General features: G+C 73.5%; 14 protein-coding genes. 8 read left to right on the top strand and 6 right to left on the bottom strand.

Translation table 11 applies throughout. The features are described 5' to 3' along the window. From efeB to OG899_RS19315, 3 genes are read left to right on the top strand one after another with little or no spacing between them, the layout of a single operon-like run. On the top strand, positions 1–1275 hold the full coding sequence (gene efeB / locus OG899_RS19325; protein WP_406311102.1) for an iron uptake transporter deferrochelatase/peroxidase subunit: 1275 nt from the start codon (positions 1–3) through the stop codon (positions 1273–1275). Between the two features lie 6 nt (positions 1276–1281). Further along, the gene (gene efeU, locus OG899_RS19320) at positions 1282–2154 is read left to right on the top strand and encodes an iron uptake transporter permease EfeU (RefSeq protein WP_125496301.1); all 873 of its coding nucleotides are present in this window, start codon (positions 1282–1284) and stop codon (positions 2152–2154) included. Continuing rightward, entirely contained in the window at positions 2114–3115 is a 1002-nt protein-coding gene (locus OG899_RS19315; RefSeq protein WP_125496302.1) for a hypothetical protein, read from the top strand. The genes efeU and OG899_RS19315 overlap by 41 nt, the downstream gene beginning before the upstream one ends. A 141-nt stretch (positions 3116–3256) precedes the next feature. Here OG899_RS19315 and OG899_RS19310 read toward each other — a convergent pair whose 3' ends face one another. Both OG899_RS19310 and OG899_RS19305 read right to left on the bottom strand, forming a co-directional pair. After that, entirely contained in the window at positions 3257–3994 is a 738-nt protein-coding gene (locus OG899_RS19310; protein ID WP_125496303.1) for a bifunctional DNA primase/polymerase, read from the bottom strand. Between the two features lie 124 nt (positions 3995–4118). Next, complete coding sequence (locus OG899_RS19305; protein WP_406311101.1) at positions 4119–4733, bottom strand: TetR/AcrR family transcriptional regulator; 615 nt, start codon at positions 4731–4733, stop codon at positions 4119–4121. 230 nt (positions 4734–4963) lie between these two features. Between OG899_RS19305 and ddaH the strand changes: the two genes are divergently transcribed. Next, complete coding sequence (ddaH, locus tag OG899_RS19300; RefSeq protein WP_338105776.1) at positions 4964–5863, top strand: dimethylargininase; 900 nt, start codon at positions 4964–4966, stop codon at positions 5861–5863. 119 nt (positions 5864–5982) lie between these two features. Here the strand turns inward: ddaH and OG899_RS19295 are convergent, their stop codons facing one another. Both OG899_RS19295 and OG899_RS19290 read right to left on the bottom strand, forming a co-directional pair. Then, entirely contained in the window at positions 5983–6978 is a 996-nt protein-coding gene (locus tag OG899_RS19295) for a small ribosomal subunit Rsm22 family protein (protein ID WP_125496305.1), read from the bottom strand. A gap of 88 nt (positions 6979–7066) precedes the next feature. After that, positions 7067–8389, bottom strand: coding sequence for a multidrug effflux MFS transporter (locus OG899_RS19290; protein WP_125496306.1), 1323 nt, complete (start codon positions 8387–8389; stop codon positions 7067–7069). Positions 8390–8487: 98 nt separating this feature from the next. Here OG899_RS19290 and OG899_RS19285 point away from each other — a divergent pair, with 98 nt between their 5' ends. Continuing rightward, the gene (locus tag OG899_RS19285) at positions 8488–9612 is read left to right on the top strand and encodes a Gfo/Idh/MocA family protein (RefSeq protein WP_185867777.1); all 1125 of its coding nucleotides are present in this window, start codon (positions 8488–8490) and stop codon (positions 9610–9612) included. Here OG899_RS19285 and OG899_RS19280 read toward each other — a convergent pair. Beyond that, positions 9599–11239 (bottom strand): alkaline phosphatase D family protein, encoded by a 1641-nt coding sequence (locus OG899_RS19280; protein WP_406311100.1) that lies wholly within the window; start codon positions 11237–11239, stop codon positions 9599–9601. The genes OG899_RS19285 and OG899_RS19280 overlap by 14 nt on opposite strands. A gap of 245 nt (positions 11240–11484) precedes the next feature. Beyond that, positions 11485–12726, bottom strand: a complete 1242-nt coding sequence (locus OG899_RS19275; RefSeq protein WP_125496308.1) for a D-alanyl-D-alanine carboxypeptidase family protein — start codon at positions 12724–12726, stop codon at positions 11485–11487. 438 nt (positions 12727–13164) lie between these two features. Here OG899_RS19275 and OG899_RS19270 point away from each other — a divergent pair, with 438 nt between their 5' ends. The 3 genes from OG899_RS19270 to OG899_RS19260 all read left to right on the top strand — a co-directional run bounded on the left by OG899_RS19270 (position 13165) and on the right by OG899_RS19260 (position 17216). Continuing rightward, entirely contained in the window at positions 13165–13518 is a 354-nt protein-coding gene (locus tag OG899_RS19270) for a MazG-like family protein (RefSeq protein ID WP_125496341.1), read from the top strand. A gap of 10 nt (positions 13519–13528) precedes the next feature. Beyond that, entirely contained in the window at positions 13529–15067 is a 1539-nt protein-coding gene (locus tag OG899_RS19265) for an immunity 49 family protein (RefSeq protein ID WP_260604033.1), read from the top strand. A 487-nt stretch (positions 15068–15554) separates the two neighbouring features. Beyond that, positions 15555–17216 (top strand): PspA/IM30 family protein, encoded by a 1662-nt coding sequence (locus tag OG899_RS19260; protein WP_229813655.1) that lies wholly within the window; start codon positions 15555–15557, stop codon positions 17214–17216. Positions 17217–17289 lie beyond the last annotated feature (73 nt).

The raw sequence follows: 17289 nt of genomic DNA, 5'->3' as shown, positions 1-17289 counted from the left end.
ATGACACGGACGGACCGGACCGACATCACACCCCGGGGCGGTGCCGCGCCCTCCCGTCGCGCGCTGCTCGGCTGGGGCGGCGCCGGGCTCGCGCTCGGCGCGGTCGCGGCCGGCGGCGCGGTCGCGGCGGCCACCGGCGGCAGGAACGAGGTGAGCCCGGAGGCGGGCGCGGTGGAGTTCCACGGCGCCCATCAGGCGGGCATCGCCACGCCCGTGCAGGACCGGCTGCACTTCGCCGCCTTCGACGTGACGACCGACGACCGCGACGCGTTCGTGCAGCTGCTGAAGGACTGGACGGCCGCCGCGCGCCGGATGACCGCCGGCCGGGCGGTCGGTGACGGCGCCTGGGGCGGACCGGCCGAGGCGCCGCCGGACGACACCGGTGAGGCGCTGGGCCTTCCGCCGTCGCGGCTGACGCTGACCATCGGCTTCGGGCCGTCGCTGTTCGACAGGTTCGGTCTGCGCGACCGGCGTCCGGCCGCTCTGGTGGACCTGCCCCAGTTCCCCGGCGACGACCTCGACCCCTCCCGCAGCGGCGGCGACCTGTGCATCCAGGCCTGCGCGGACGACCCGCAGGTCGCGGTGCACGCCGTGCGGAACCTGGCGCGCATCGGGTTCGGCAAGGTCGCCGTCCGCTGGTCGCAGCTCGGCTTCGGCAAGACGTCCTCGACCACGCCCGACTCGCAGACGCCGCGCAACCTGTTCGGGTTCAAGGACGGCACCGACAACATCGCGGGCGACGAGACGGACCGGCTGAACCAGCACGTGTGGGTCGCGGCCGGCGACGGCAGCGCGAAGGACGCCTGGATGGCGGGCGGTTCGTATCTCGTGGCGCGGCGGATCCGCATGCACATCGAGATCTGGGACCGCACCTCGCTGCAGGAGCAGGAGGACGTCTTCGGCCGGGACAAGAAGGAGGGCGCACCGGTCGGCAAGGCCAAGGAGCACGACAAGCCGTTCCTGCCGGCGATGAAGCCCACCGCGCACGTCCGGCTGGCGCACCCCGACTCCAACGGCGGGATCACGATCCTGCGCCGGGGCTACTCCTTCACCGACGGCACCGACGGCCTGGGCCGGCTGGACGCGGGGCTGTTCTTCCTGGCCTATCAGCGCGATCCGCGCACCGGGTTCACCCCGCTGCAGCGCAAGCTGTCCGCGCACGACGCGCTCAACGAGTACATCCGGCACGTGGGTTCGGCGGTCTTCGCGATCCCGCCCGGCGTCCGTGACGCGGACGACTGGTGGGGACGCACCCTGCTGTCCGAGGAGGCGTAGGCGTTCATGTTCTCCAACTACCTGATCGGTCTGCGCGAGGGGCTGGAGGCAAGCCTCGTCGTGTGCATCCTGATCGCCTACCTGGTCAAGACCGGCCGCAGGCAGGCGCTGCGGCCCGTCTGGGCCGGGATCGGCCTGGCGGTCGGCATCGCCATGGGCTTCGGCTGCGTCCTGGAGTTCGGCTCGCAGGAGCTGACGTTCCAGGCGCAGGAGGGGCTCGGCGGCTCGCTGTCGATCGTGGCCGTCGGCCTGGTGACGTGGATGGTGTTCTGGATGCGGCGCACCGCCCGGCATCTGAAGGCCGAGCTGCACGGCAAGCTGGACCAGGCACTGGCGATGGGCACGGGCGCACTGGTGGTCACCGCGTTCCTCGCGGTGGGCCGCGAGGGCCTGGAGACCGCGCTGTTCGTGTGGGCGTCGGTGCACGCGGCCTCCGACGGCACCCCGCGCCCGCTGATCGGCGTGGCGCTCGGTCTGGCCACCGCGGTCCTGCTGGGCCGGCTGTTCTACCGGGGCACGCTGAGGATCGACCTGTCGAAGTTCTTCACCTGGACCGGCGCGATGCTGGTCGTGGTCGCGGCCGGCGTGCTCGCCTACGGCTTCCACGACCTGCAGGAGGCCGGCGTCCTGCCGGGCCTGACGCACCTGGCCTTCGACATCAGCTCCACCGTCCCGCCGGACAGCTGGTACGGCACCTTGCTGAAGGGCGTGCTGAACTTCCAGCCCGACCCGACCGTCCTCCAGGTCACGGTGTGGCTGCTGTACCTGGTCCCCACGTTCACGCTCTTCTTCGCCCCGGTAGGGTTCGCCTCCGGGAAGGGGAAGGTGACGGTAGCTGATGAGCAGGGTTCGCAGCCCTCGCAGGCTTCGCAGGCTTGAACGGACGGTTCTGACGGCGGCGCTGACGGCCGCGCTGGCGACGACGGCGAGCGGATGCGTGGTGGTGCACGGCGAACGCGTCGTGCTCCCGGCCGCCACACAGGCCGAGGCGGCGAAGGCGCTGCAGGAGTTCACGGACGCGTACAACAAGGCCGACCGGACGTACGACAGTGCGCAGGACGCGGACCACGTCACCGGCGCCCTGGGCGCGATCGACGCGGCGCGGCTGAAGGCCGGGCACATCAACAGCCCCGACGGCAACAGCGCGCACACCCCGCTGCGGTTCACGGACGTCACGTACACGATCCCGAAGAAGGCCGGCTGGCCGCGCTGGTTCGTCGCCGACGCCCGGGGCAACAAGGGCGGTGACGTGCGCTGGCTGATGGTGTTCGTCCGCCACGACCTGAACGAGACGTGGCAGGTGGCGTATCTGACCCTGGTCGATCCCGGTGACATGCCCGAGTTCGCGAAGGACAAGGACGGCTGGGCCGAGCCGGTGCCCGCCGACTCCACGTCGCTGGCCGTGCCGCCCGGTGATCTCAGCAAGGACTACGCGACGTACCTGGAGAAGGGCGGCGACGGCTTCGCGGCCGGCCCGCACACCTCCGACTGGCGCACCCAGCGCGCCAAGAACGCGGCGAAGCCGGGTCTGGCCACCCAGTACATCGACCAGCCGCTGACCGACGGCGACTACGCCCCGCTGGCGCTGCGCACCACGGACGGCGGTGCGCTGGTGTTCTTCACCACGCACCACTTCCAGAAGCAGACCGCGGCGCCGAACGCCTCCGTGCCGGTGCCCAACCGGAACGTCCGGGCGCTGACCAAGGGCGAGATCAAGCAGACCCTGACCATGGAGTTCGTCTCCAACCAGGTGGCGCTCGATCCGGCGGGCGACGCGGCGAAGAAGCAGGTCTCGGTGATCGGCCGGGTCCAGGGCATGACGTCGGCGCAGGGCGGCTGAGTCCCGGGGCCGCCCGGGCCGCCGCGGACGCCCCCGGCCCCGGGGCGCCCGCCCCGGGCGGGCAGGGCCGCGTGTGCCGTGCCGCGCCCCCGCGGAGGGGGCTCCGCGGTTGCCGGGGTGGGTGGGGTCTCAGTGGTTCCCTCAGTGGTTGAGGGGCCAGGCCCCGACCTGGCCGGGCTCCTCGCCGGCGTGGCGGGCGCAGGCGTCGGTGAGGGCCTCCAGCAGGCTCAGCGGGTCGGGCAGCGCGTGCTCCGGGCCGCGCACCCAGCGCACCGAGCGGCCGTCGTCGCCGGGCAGCCGGGCCGGCGGCACGAGGACGTAGGAGCCGCGGCAGTGCCAGCGCAGCCCCGGATGCTCGTCCATGGTCTCCGGGTGGCAGTCCAGCTCGCAGGGCCACCACTCGTCCTCGTCCTCGGGGGTGCCGCGGGTGAGGGTGAAGAACAGCATGCGGCCGTCGTCGCTCTCGGCGACCGGGCCGACGTCCACACCGTCGGCGAGCAGCCGCTCCAGGGCCTCCTGGCCGGCCGCCAGCGGCACGTCCAGCACGTCGTGCACCATGCCGGTGGCGGTGATGAAGTTGGCCTCCGGCTGGTGCCGGGCCCAGCGTTCGATCTGGGCGCGGTCGGTCGTGGACTGGGTCTGCCAGGCGAACGACACCGGGTGCCGGGCGGGCGTGGGACAGCCCACGCGGTCGCAGGAACAGCCGTAGCCGGGTCCGGGGTGCGCGGCGGGCGCCAGCGGCATGCCCGCGGCGGCGACGGCGAGCAGCAGGGCCTCGCGGTCCGGGTCCGGGACGGCGGCCTGCTTCGGCCGGCGTCCGCGCAACCACTGCGTGAGTTTGCCCTGCAGGCCGGTGCGGCCGCCGAAGTCCGCGCTCATCTATCCCCTCGCCTCGCCGGTGTGGACAGCACGCTCCATGGTCGCACCATCCTGAGCTTCCGGTGACCGCGCCCCGCATCCGGGTGCCGGTGAGGCCGGTGGTGCGCGACGGCCGGCGGCCCGGTCAGCGCGGCGCCAGCCCGTGCAGGGCGTAGTCGACGAGGGTGTCGGTGTACGCGTGGGAGACGGGTCCGGTGTGCTGCAGCCAGCGCTGGGCGAGCGGGGAGACGAACAGCTCCAGCGCGATGCGCGGGTCGACGTCGGCGCGGACCTGCCCGGCCTGCTGGGCGGCGCGCAGCCGGCGCACGTACAGCTGCAGCTGCGGTTCGAGCAGCGTGGCCACGACCCTGCGGCCGAGCTGTTCGTCGACCAGTCCCTCGGCGGCCAGGGCCCGGGAGGGCGCGGCGAAGCGCGGGTCGAGCAGCTGGTCGACGGTGGCGCGCAGCACGGCCTTGAGGTCGGCGGCGACGTCGCCGGTGTCGGGGATCTCGTACGGCACCTCCCCGGCCTGCCGGGCGTGCTGCTCCACGAGATCGAGGAAGGCCTCCAGCAGCACCTCGGCCTTCGACGGCCACCAGCGGTAGATCGTCTGCTTGCCCACACCGGCCCGGGCGGCGATGCCCTCGATCGTGGTCTTCCGGTAGCCGGCCTCGGCGACCAGGGCGAGGGCCGCCTTGTGGATCGCGCGCCGGGCCCGCTCGCTGCGGCGCGTGGCATCGGGGGCGGACGTGTCGACCATGGGCCGACGGTAGCAGGAAGGTGAGACGCGCCGTCTCGCCGCGGGGGCGGCCGGCGGACCGCGCGGCCGTGCTGCCGTGACGCCCCCGTCGGTCACCCGGACGGACGAGTCCGGCCCCTTCGGCCCGCGCGCGGCCGCCGCCCCGGACGCACCATGGGCTCCAAGCAGCCCAGCCCTCGGGACACCCCCGGGGGCCGTCACGCAGCACCGCGGTAACCGAGGAGCCCGCCTTGGCCCCAGCCCGCCGCGCCACACCCCGGCGCTATCTGATGTGCCCGCCCGTGCACTTCGACCCGGCCTGCTCCGCCGACCCGTGGACCGACGGGGACGGTACGGCCGATGCCGCCCTGGCCCTGGCCCAGTGGGAGAAGCTCCGCGAGGTGTACCGGTCGCTCGGGCACACCGTGGAGGAGCTGCCGCCCGACCCGGCGCTGCCCGGCATGGTGTTCACCGCGAACGGTGCGACGGTGGTGGACGGGCGGGTGTTCGGTGCCCGGTTCGCCGACCCGCGGTGGGAGCCGGAGGCCGAGCTGCACCTGGAGTGGCTGGCCGCGCACGGCTTCTCCCGCCTGCATGTGCCGGTGCACATCAACGAGGGCGAGAGCGACCTCGCGGTCACCGGTTCCTGGCTGCTGGCCGGGCACGGCTTCCGGACGAACCCGCTCGCGCACGGCGAGGCGCAGGAGTTCTTCGGCCGGCCGGTGATCGGTGTGCAGCTGACCGACCGCCGCTTCCCCCGGCTCGGCCTGGCGCTGGCCGTCCTGGACGACACGGCCGACGAGATCGCGTACTACCCGCCCGCCTTCTCCCCGGGCAGCCGGGAGGTGCTGCGGCAGCTGTTCCCCGACGCCCTGACCGTCACCGAGGAGGACGCGGCCGCCTTCGGCCTGAACGCGGTCAGCGACGGTCTGCACGTGGTGCTGCCGCAGACGGCCACCGGACTGTACGGCCCGCTGCGCGAGCGCGGTTTCGAACCGGTCGGCGTCGACCTGAGCGAGCTGCACAAGGGCGGTGGCAGCGTGAAGTGCTGCTCGCTGGAGCTGCGCGACCGCCCCGGCCGCGACGACCGGGAACCGCACGACCGACCCGGCCGCGACGACCCGGGAACCCCGCGACCGACACAACCCTGATGACCGGGAACCGCGCGACCGACCCGGCCACGACGACCGGGAACCGCGCGACCGCCCCGGCCGGGCACGACGCGGACGCCCGGACGCCCCGGTGAGCGCAGCGCCCCCGGCTCCGGCCCTCAGCGGCCGGTGTCGTCCGGCGGCCAGGCGTCGCCCCAGTGCGCGTCCCGCGCGGCCCGGTACCGCTCGCCGTGCCGCTTGGTGACCGTCGCGCGGCTCAGCCGCTCACCGGCCTCGCACAGGTCGAGCAGCACCTGCCCCTTGCGGATCTGCGGCTTGCGCACCACCCGGGCGGCCGCGGGGGTCACCGGGAGGCGGGTGGCGGCGACGTAGCTGAACTTCTCGTCCTCGTAGGGCAGCGAGCCGCCCTTGACCCGCCGGTGCAGGGAGGACCGGCTGACCCGGGCGGCGAAGTGGCACCAGTCGGTGCCGGGCGCGATCGGGCAGGTGCCGCTGTGCGGGCAGGGCGCGGCCACCTGGAACCCGGCCGCGATCAGCCGGTCCCGGGCGGCCAGGACGCGGGCGTAGCCGTCGGGTGTGCCCGGTTCGACGATCACGACCGCCCGGGCGGCGGCCGCGGCCGCGTCGGTCACGGCCGCCCGGTCGGCCTCGGTCAGCTCACCGAGCACATAGGAGACGGTGACGAGGTCGGCGGCGTCCAGGGTGAGCGCGGCACCGATCCGGGCGCGCCGCCACTCGGCCCGGCGCAGGCCGGGGTGGGCGGAGGCGAGCTGTCGTCCGAGGGCGAGCGCGGGCTCGGCCCAGTCGAGCACGGTCACCGGCCGTTCCCCGTCCCAGGTCGCGGCGACGGCCCAGGTGGCGGCCCCGGTGCCACCCCCGACGTCGACATGGCTGCCCGGCGTCCAGCCGGGCACGGCGGCGGCGAGGGCCGCGAGCGCGGAGCGCACCGCCTCGAAGGTCGCGGGCATCCGGTACGCGGCGTAGGCGGCCACGTCCGCCCGGTCCCGCAGGATCGGGGCGTCGGTCGGGGTGCTCCCCCGGTAGTGCGCGATCAGCCGCTCCACGGCGCCCGCGGCCTGCCGCGGCGGCAGCCCGTCGAGCAGTCCGTCGAGCGCGGCACGCAGGGTCTCCGCCGGGGCCACAAGCTCGTTCACCGGACGATTCTCTCAGCCCCGCCGGGGTGCCCCGGACTCGCCCCGGACCTGCCCCGGACCGGCACCCCGGACCGGTTCCGGGGCGCGCTCAGCCGGCCGCCCCCGCTCGTCCGCCTGCCTCCTTGCCGCGTGCGCCCCCGTCCGCCCACGGCCGGCACAGGCCGAGGAAGCACACCAGGGCCATCAGGGCCGCCGTCAACTGGACGACCGCCATGGGCACGGCGGTGTCCTCCCCGGCGATCCCCACCAGCGGGGAGGCGACCGCACCGACGAGGAACGAGGAGGTGCCGAGCAACGCGGAGGCGGCCCCGGCGTGCCGTTCGACCCGCATCAGCGCGAGCGCCTGGGTGTTGGGCATGGTGATGCCCATCGCGGACATCAGCACGAACAGCGCGGCGGCGACGGGCGGCAGCCCCACCTCGCCGAACACGCCCAAGACCATCAGCAGCAGGGCGGTGGCGGCCAGGATCACCACGACGAGCCCGACCGCCAGCACCCGGTCCAGCCGGACCCGGCCCACCAGCACCTTGCCGTTGATCTGCCCGACGACGACCAGCCCCACGGAGTTCAGCCCGAACAGCAGGCTGAACGTCTGCGGGGAGGCACCGTAGATCTCCTGGACGACGAACGGCGAGGCGGACACATAGGCGAACAGCGCGGCGAAGGCGAACCCGCCTGCGAGCAGATAGCCGGTGAAGGAGCGGTCGGCGAGCAGCGCGCGCATCGAGCGCAGCGCCTGCCCGATGCCGCCCTCGTGCCGCCCGGCCGGCGGCAGGGTCTCCGGCAGTTTCGTCCACACCAGCGCGCCCAGCAGCACGCCCACCACGGTGAGCAGGACGAACACGCCCCGCCAGTCGGTCACCCGCAGGATCTGACCGCCGATCAGCGGTGCCGCGACCGGCGCGACGCCCGAGATCAGCATCAGGGTGGAGAAGAACCGGGCCATCGCCACCCCGTCGTACAGGTCGCGGACGACGGCCCGCGCGATGACGATCCCGGCGGCGCCCGCGAGTCCCTGCACGAGCCGGACGGCGATGAGCGTCTCCGCGGTCGGCGCGAGCGCGCACAGGGCGGTGGCGAGGACGTACACCACCAGCCCGGCCAGCAGCGGCCGTCGCCTGCCCCACCGGTCGCTCATCGGTCCGACGACCAGCTGCCCGAACGCCATGCCGAGCAGACAGGCGGTCAGGGTGAGCTGGACCGTGGCGGCGGGCGCGTGCAGGGCACGGGTGACCTCCGGCAGCGACGGCAGGTACATGTCCATGGCCAGCGGAGGTGTCGCGGTCAGCGCCCCGAGGATCACGGTGACGAGCAGGCCGGTGCGGCGCGCCCCGGGGGACGGCCGACTGTGGTGCTCGTAGGTCTCCGCCCGGGCGACCGCGTGCGGTGCCGGTGCCCCTCCCTCGGACATGTACCCCTCCCCTGGCGCGGTGGTCCGCGATCCGTCCCCCCTATGCTCTCAGCTCGTACACACTGCTGAAGAACTGGTGAGCGAGGGTGGGGTCCGCGATGTCCGGTGCGACGGGCGAGAAGGTGCGCTGGGGGATTCTCGCGACCGGCGGGATCGCCGCCGCGTTCGCGGCGGATCTGACGGACCTGCCGGACGCGGAACTGGTGGCGGTCGCGTCGCGGCGCGAGGAGCCGGCGCGGGCGTTCGCCGAGCGGTTCGGCATCCCCCGGGCGTACGGCAGCTGGGAGGAGCTGGCCCGGGACGCGGACGTCGACGTCGTCTACGTCGCCACCCCGCACACCGCCCACCACGCGGCCGCGAGCCTGTGCCTGCGCCATGGCCGCCATGTGCTGTGCGAGAAACCGTTCACCCTCAACGCGACCGAGGCGGCCGATCTGATCGCGCTGGCCCGGCAGCAGGGACGCTTCCTGATGGAAGCGATGTGGATGTACTGCAACCCGCTGGTGCGGCGGCTGAAGGCGCTGGTCGACGACGGGGCGATCGGCCGGGTGCGCACCGTGCAGGCCGACTTCGGGCTGGCCGGGCCCTTCCCGTCGTCGCACCGGTTGCGCGACCCGCACCTGGGCGGCGGGGCCCTGCTCGACCTCGGTGTCTACCCGGTGTCGTTCGCGCACCTGCTGCTCGGTGAGCCCTCAAACGTCACGGCCCGCGCGGTGCTCTCCCCGGAGGGCGTCGACCTGCAGACCGGCGCCCTGCTGTCCTGGGAGGACGGCGCGCTGGCCCAGCTGCACTGCTCCCTGACCGGCGCCACCGCCGGCGGTGCGTCGGTGACCGGCACCGAGGGGCGCATCGACGTCCCGTCGGACTTCTTCAATCCGCAGCGGTTCGTGCTGCACCGCGAGGGCCGCGACCCGGAGGAGTTCACCGCACAGCGGACGGGCGGTCCGGGCGACGGCGGCTTCCGGCACGAGGCGGCGGAGGTGATGCGCGCCCTGCGGGCCGGCGAGACCGAGTCGCCGCTGGTGCCGTGGGAGAGCACGCTGGCGGTGATGCGGACGCTGGACGCGATCCGTGCGCACACCGGCGTGCGCTACCCGCAGGAGGCCGCCTCCGGGGCCGTCCCCGGCCGGCCGGAGCGGGCCGGGGACGACGGCGACGGCGTCACCTCCGGCGAGGAGGGCGGCGTCGCCTGCGGCGAGAAGGACTCCGTCACGCCGGTGTGAGGCCCTGCGCCCCCACCTGCGTGACGAAGGATGCGGCGGTCGTCAGCGGCGCGCCCTGCGTGGTGACGTGCGAGACGGTCTTGAAGTCGGCGCGGGCCAGGCGGCGTTCGAGCGCGACCGTGGCGTAGCCGCGCAGCCCGTTGTAGAAGCGCAGGTGCGGGTTGGCGGTCATCAGGGTGTCCCAGTTCGACGGCTTGGCCTGCCCGTCGCCGTTGCTGGTGATCGACGAGGTGACGATCTCCGTGCCGAGGGTCTTCGACCCCGGGTCGTCGAAATCGCGTTTGATGTCGAAGCCGTAGTGCACATGGACGTCGCCGGTGAGGACCATCAGGTTCTCGACGCCCGCCTTCTCGGCGCCGGCCAGGACGCGTTCACGGGAGGCCGGGTAGCCGTCCCAGGAGTCCATGGAGACCTTCGACGGCAGGGTCGTCGAGTTGTACCGCCGGGAGAAGGTGACCTGCTGGGGCACCACGTTCCACAGCGCGTCGGAGCGGCGCCAGCCGTCGATCAGCCAGCGTTCCTGGGCGTCGCCGGTCAGGGTGCGCGCCAGGTCCTCCGACTCCGGTCCCGGGTACTGCCAGCCGTCGCCGTAGGCCTGGTTGGAGCGGTACTGGCGGGTGTCGAGCACGTCGAACTGGGCCAGCCGGCCCCAGTGCAGCCGGCGGTAGAGCCTGAGGTCGGGTCCGTCGGGCAGCTGCGGGCGGCGCAGCGGCATGTTCTCCCAGTAGGCGCGGTAGGCGGCCGCCCGGCGCAGCAGGAACTCCTCGGTGGGTCCCTCGTCCTCGGAGACGTCGCCGGCGTAGTTGTTCTCGGTCTCGTGGTCGTCCCAGGTGACGACGAACGGGTGGGCGGCGTGCGCGGCCTTGAGATCGGGGTCCGTCTTGTACAGCGCGTACCGCAGGCGGTACTCCTCCAGGGTCACCGTCTCCCGGTCGAACAGGTCGGGCAGGGTGCCGGCCGGGTAGCGGCGGGAGCCGCCCGCGGAGTCGACGGGGTACTCGTAGAGGTAGTCGCCGAGGTGGAAGACCAGGTCCACGTCGTCCTCGGCCAGGTGCCGGTAGGCGGTGTAGTAGCCCTGGTCGTAGCGCTGGCAGGAGACCAGCGCGAAGGTCAGCGCGGGGGATCCGCTCTCGCGCGGCGGCGCGGTACGGGTCCGGCCGACGGGACTGGTCCAGCGGCCGGTGCGGAAGCGGTAGTGGTAGACGCGGCCGGGTGCGAGACCGCCGACCTCGACGTGCACGGTGTGGTGGAACTCGGGGTGGGCGGTGGCCGTGCCGCGTCTGACGACCTGCCGGAAACGGTCGTCCAGGGCGACCTCCCAGGCGACGGGGACGCGCCGGGCCGGGAGCCCGCCGTCCGGCTGGTACGGCACGGGCGCCAGGCGCGTCCACAGCAGCACGGAGTCGGGCAGCGGATCGCCGGAGGCGACCCCGAGGGTGAACGGGTCGTCGGTGATACGGGCCGGGTCCAGTTCGGCGGCGCTCGCGGTGCCGGCGGCCGGCAGGTTCACGGAGAAGGCGAGCGCCGCGGCGGCGCCCGTGAGCGTCAGAAAGCGGCGGCGCGCCAGACCGCGGGCGGCGGCGCGCAGGTCCGGGGCGTGCGAGGGCCGGTGGTGCGCGAGTGTCATACGGTCCTCCCTTGGATCGAGTGCAGGGGGATTCGACCGGACCGGAACGACGGGCTTTTGGCGCGAGCATGACGACTCCGTGGCGGAAGGATGAGTTCCGCCCAGCGGCGCCGGATGGCGCATCAGCGGACCGGGGTGACACCACCGGACCGATCGCGCATGCCGCACGCCGCACCGCACCGTGGGACGCGCAGCCGTCACGCGCTCCGGGCGCGAGCCGTCTCCGAGCCGGACCTGACGGAAGATCAACGGCGGTGGCGCCCGCCTCCGCTCTGCCCGGACGCCGCGGCGGGCGAGCGGAGCCGACGGCGCAGGGCCCACAGGCCGCCGGCGAGCAGCGCGGCGGTCCCGGCGCCGCCCTCCAGCAGCCGCCAGGCCGAGGGGCCGCGGTCGCCGGCCGGTGCTCCGGCCGCACCGGTGGCGCCCCCCGGAGCCGCCTGCTTCCCCGGCGCGCCGCCCGCCTGTGTCCGGCGCTCGCTCAGCGGCTCGGCCAGGGTGCCCACCGCACGCGCCGAACTCCCGTGCGTGAAGCCCCAGTCCAGCAGGGCGGCGGTCTCCTCGTAGACGGCGTTTCCGCCGGGTGCGGGATGCATCACGGTCACCAGCAGGGTCCGGCCCCCGCGGACCGCGGCCCCGGTGAAGGTGTTGCCGGCGTGGCTGGTGTAGCCGTTCTTCACACCGATCAGCCCGCCGTACGGCTTCAGTCCCCAGGTCCCGGTCAGCAGCCGGTCGGTGTTCTGGATCTGGAAGGTCCTGCCGTCGCGGCCCGGGAAGCGGGCGGTGCGGGTGCCGCAGTAGCCGCGGAAGTCGGCGTTGCGCAGTCCGTGCCGGGCGAACAGGGTCAGGTCGTACGCCGAGGAGAGCTGGCCGGGGTGGTCGAAGCCGTCCGGGCTGACCACATGGGTGTCCAGGGCCTGCAGGTCCTGCGCCGTGGCCTGCATCTCGGCGACGGTCGCGGCGATGCCGCCGTTCATCCGAGCGAGCACGTGCACGGCGTCGTTGCCCGAGCGCAGGAACACGCCCTGCCACAACTGCTCGACGGTGTAGGTGATCCCGGGCTCGACGCCGACCAGGCTGGAGCCCGCGGGGACGTCGGCCAGGTCGGCCGCGGTGACGGTGTACCGCCGGGTGCGGGGGAACTTCGGCAGCACGGTGTCGGCGAACAGCATCTTCAGCGTGGACGCGGGCGCGAGCCGCCGGTGGGCGCGGTAGGAGGCGAGCACCTCACCGCTCTCCCAGTCGGCCACCAGCCAGGCGCGGGCGGTGAGATGCCGTGGCAACCCGGTCGTGCGGCTCGCCTGCACCCCGTCCCGGCCCAGCCGCTCGCCGCCCACCACGCCGGTGCCCTCCGCGCCGGCGGCCGCGTCGGCCTGCCCTCCGGCCGCCGCCACGGCCGCGGGCACGGCCGCGGCCAGCGTCAGCAGCGACCGGCGGGACACCGAGGGGGAGTGACGGACCGGAGCACAGCTGTCAGTGGTATCGCGCACTCCGGGACCGTACAGAGCGGGCGCGGGCTCCCGCAGGACCGTGCCGCAAAGGACGGCCAAAAGATCCCCCAAGGAGGCGCCCGTCCCCTGGGTGCGGCACACCCGCCCGGCTCTGGAAGGGCAGGTGTCCGCAACGGCAGATACCCAGGACGGCAGATGTCCAGGAAGGCAGATACCCGGCAGATACCCGGGACGACAGATTGTCTGCGACGGCAGATGTCCGGAACGACAGATGTCCAGGCCGGCCGATGTGCCCGGCACCGGACACGGCCGCACGGATGGCGGCCTGGCGACCTGGGCAAGCTGACCCCCATGACCGACGCACACCACCTCTCACCTGCCTGCCCTTCCGACGGCGCCGAGCAGTCCTCGTCACCACCGGCGCCCTCCGCACCGCTCCCCGACCGGCTCCCCGACCTGTGGGCCACCGTCGACGAGATGTGGGCCTGGCTGGAGGCCCACCATCCGCTCGGCTCCGACCCCGACCGCACGCTGCTGCTGCGCCTGCTGAAACTGTCCGAGGAAGCCGGCGAGGTCGCGCAGGCGGTGATCGGCGTCACCGGCCACAACCCCCGTAAGGGAGTGACGCACACCTGGCAGGACGTGGAGGCCGAACTGTGCGACGTGGCCATCACCGCCCTGATCGCGTTGCGCACCCTGACCCCCGAGGCCCGCACGGTCTTCGCCCGTCACCTGGCCCGCGTCCGCGACCGCTGCATGCCGCAGCCCGCACGCCCGGACACCCCCGCTGCCAGTCCCGCTGCCAGTCCCACTGTCAGTGCCCCTTCCTAGAGTGGCCCACGTGACACACCACGACGCGCACGCCGGCTCCCCCGCCCCCGTCCTCCCGTCCGCACCCGCGACGCCGCCCGGCAGCGAGAGCGCGGAGGAGCTGCTGAGCGGCGTGCACGCCCGGCTGCTCCCCGCGGAGTCGCTCCCGCCGGAGGCCGTCGGATCCATGCGGTACGCGCGGATGATCGCCGACGGCCTGGTCTTCGCCTACGCCCTGGACACGCCGGACCTGGTGCGCAGCCTCACCGACAGCGACGTCGAACGCGCCGGAGCTCAGGCGCTGGGCAAGGCGGCGTACGAGAACCTGATGCGCGTGCCCGTCCAGCACGACGAGGTCCCGGTCGAGGGCGGAGCGGTGCTGCACACCGTCTACGGCGACTCCTTCTTCGTCGCGAGCAAGGCGCTGTACCTGAACGAGGTGGCCCGGCAGGTCACCGGCGCGCCGCTCCCTCGGGCCGGCGCCCTGGTCGCGGTGCCGACCCGGCACAACCTGGTGTTCCACCCGATCGCCGACGGCTCGGTGGTCGACGCGCTCAACAGCCTGGCCACCTATGCGCTGGGCGCCTACCAGGACGGCTCGGGCCCGCTGTCACCCCGGGTGTACTGGTGGCACCGCGGCGGGCTGACCTCGCTGACCGTCATCGACCACGACACCCGGACCTTCTCCCTCCAGCCGCCGCACCTGCTCGCGATGATGAAGGGCCTGACACAGCTGGACCGTGCCGGCCGCCTCAACACCCGCGGCGCGGCCCAGGCTCCCGGCCTCCCCGAACTCACCACTGCCACAGCCGACTTGCCGGCCCGCGCCGCCGAGAACCCCTCCGCCCTGTCCGACGCCTTCGCCTCGGCCGTCGCCCTGGCCCATGCCCGGTGCGCCGAGGACCCCCGCGCGGACCTGCTGTCCACCTGGGACGCCTGGGCCACGGCCGTCCAGCTCGGCTCGGCCCTGTTCACCGGCGCCGGCCCGCAGGAGTGCCGCCTCGGCGAGAATTTCGTCCGCCGGCTGCCCGCGACACCGGCCGCGCCCCCGGCCGACGCCCGCGCCTGGCTGGACGCCTTCTACCTGGCCGCCGTCTGCCGCCAGACGGACCGGCTCACCCGCCTGTGCCAGGTCCCGATGGACCGGCTGCGCGAGGACGACGCGGTGGACGCATACGTCCTGCACTGGATCGACACCCTGCGCGCCTACATCCTGCGCGCCCCGATGAACGACGTGGTGGACAAGCTCACCGCCACCCTGCAGACCTCCCTGCCCCAGGAGCTGACGCACGCACCGGCCGACTACGTCGACCTCGTCGACCACCCGCCGGCGGCCCTCTTCCACCGCATCCTCACCCGAGACCCGCGGGCCTTCACCCGGGCCCTGACCGAGGCCCTGGCCCACCACACCGCCTACTGGGGCTCCTCCCCGGCCCCCCGTGCCCGCATCGCCCTCGGCCCCCTGGCCCTGGCCTGCCTCGCCCACGACCACGGCTTCCCCGTCCCCGAGGACCACCGGCTGCTGCCCACGAACCTGCTCAACGGGCGGAGGATCGAGGCCATTCCGTGACGGAAGGCGGGGCCGCCCCGTCCGCTTCCGTGCCCCGTCCGCTTCCGTGCCCCGTCCGCCTCCCTGCCCCGCGGGCGGGAGGGAGGCGCGTACGGCTGTTCCGCACAGCCGGTTCCCGAACCCGCCGAAGCCGGTCCATCGGGCGGCCCAAGCGTTACCGTGAACGGTGCGGGTCGCGCGGGAGCATGTGGGGGATCGTGAGTCTCAAATGTGCACGGGCATCTGATCGTTGCCCACCAGGACGTCATGGCGGGCTCCGTCGTCGTGACGGACGAGCGGTCCGGGCAAGGCCGCCCGCGCGGCGCTCGTGCAGCACACCCCGGGCCCGACCCCTGCCGCACCGAACCAGCAGGCAGCGGACGGTCCGCCCCGGCCCGGGCCCTCGCCGCCCGGCTTGATCCCCCTGAGCCGCTCCACCGCGCCGCGCTCCACCGGCACACCGCAACACGCAGTGCGCCTCACCCGCCGCACCGCTCAGGAGCCGCCCATGGAACCGCGCAACTACCGCATGGTCGTGTCGACCGTGCAGGACTTCGTCACGGCGTCCGCCATCGCGGACCGCCAACTGCACCACTGGCTGGGGGTGATGAAGCGGTACGACACCTCGGCCCTGGACGAAGGCCGCAACCAGATAGCCGAGGGAGCGACCCTCGACTACGACACGGTGTCCGGCCGGCACGGTGCCTACTCCCGCTGGCGCCTGCGCGAACGGAAGGAACAGCCCTTCCCGGGCACGTGGCAGTCCACGCTCGTCGTCCGCTCGGACCCGAGAGAGGACGACCACCGCACCTGGATCCAGTTCGACGTCGAGCACCTCCCGGAGTCGTCGGACGTACGGCCCCTCCGCCCCAACACCCCCGGCCTGGCCAGACTGCTGCTCGAGGCGCTCGACGCCCAGGACGGCCTCACCGACGTCGACGCGATCCCGAGATTCATCGAACCGGACGACGTCGAGGAGGTGACCGAGGAACTCTGCGATCTGGACCGCAGGCTGCCCATCCTCGTCGCGAGCGTGCCCCACGGGCAGGATCCGGAAGCCTGGACCAGCAAGGTCGTCGAGCCGGCCTTCAAGCACCTCCCCGGCCTGGCCGTGATGTACGTGCTCCACCCGGACGCACAGCAGTCGTTCCAGGACACCTTCACGCACCACCGTGTCTTCGGCGGCGGCATCCGCACCTACCTGCCCGGCGTGGATCCGTCCTGGCAGGCCGATGCCCAACGCCACCCGGTGATGTCCCGGGCCACGCTGGAAGCGAACCCGAAACGAGCGGCGGGGATCCTCGCGGCCCTCCCCCAGCGACTCGCCCTGCGCCTGCCGCTTCCCGAGCCCCTGGACAACCTGCCCGTCCAGCGCACCCGCCCGCGCCCGGCGGCCCACGGCTCGAACGTGGACGAACTCCGCGCCGAGAACGCCACCTTGAACAAGATGCTCGACGAGGCGGAGCAACGGGAGAACGCCAACGCGGATGTCGTGCGCGACCTGCGCCAGCAGCTGCAACAGGCCGAGGAACACGCTTTCGACCAGGCTGTCGAGAACCAGGAACTGTACGCCGGGCTCAAGGATGCCGAGCGCCGCATCCGGGCCCTGCAGACACGGCTCGAGAAGGCGGGACGGCACGACCTCGCGCACGCCGATGTCGAGGAAGCCGCCGACAGCGCCGATCACCCGGCCACCTTCGCCGAGATCCTCGACCGGCTGGACGAGTTCCCCCATCTGCGCTTCACGGGCAACCAGAAGATCACCAGGGAACTCGACGCCCAGTGCATCGGCAACTGGGTCGAGGTCGCCTGGGACGCCCTCCACGCCCTCGACGACTACGCCGCCGCGTCAGCCGCCGGGACGGCAGGCGGCGACTTCCGTCACTGGTGCTCCCACCTGCCGGACGACTGCGCACACCCTTTCCCGGCGGGCAAGGTCAAGATGAAGGAGTCCAAGACGGTCGGCAGCCGTGAGGACTGGCGCCGGGAGCGCACGTTCCCGGTCCCCGAGGCCGTCCACCCGAGCGGGAAGCTGTTCATGGAAGCTCATCTGCGCATCGGCGGCGGCAACATGGTCTCCCCACGGCTGTACTTCCACGACGACGCCCCCAACACCGGTTTCGTCTACGTCGGCTACCTCGGCCCGCATCCCACCAACACGAAGAGCTGACAGCCCGGCATCCGCAGCCGAAGCGCACGCACGACCGGCGGGCAGCACGGCTGAGAACCCTGCCCGGCCCCTG

It is taken from the genome of Streptomyces thermoviolaceus, assembly GCF_045209695.1.
Lineage (GTDB): Bacteria > Actinomycetota > Actinomycetes > Streptomycetales > Streptomycetaceae > Streptomyces > Streptomyces thermoviolaceus.
This window is presented reverse-complemented; position numbering and strand designations above follow the sequence as displayed.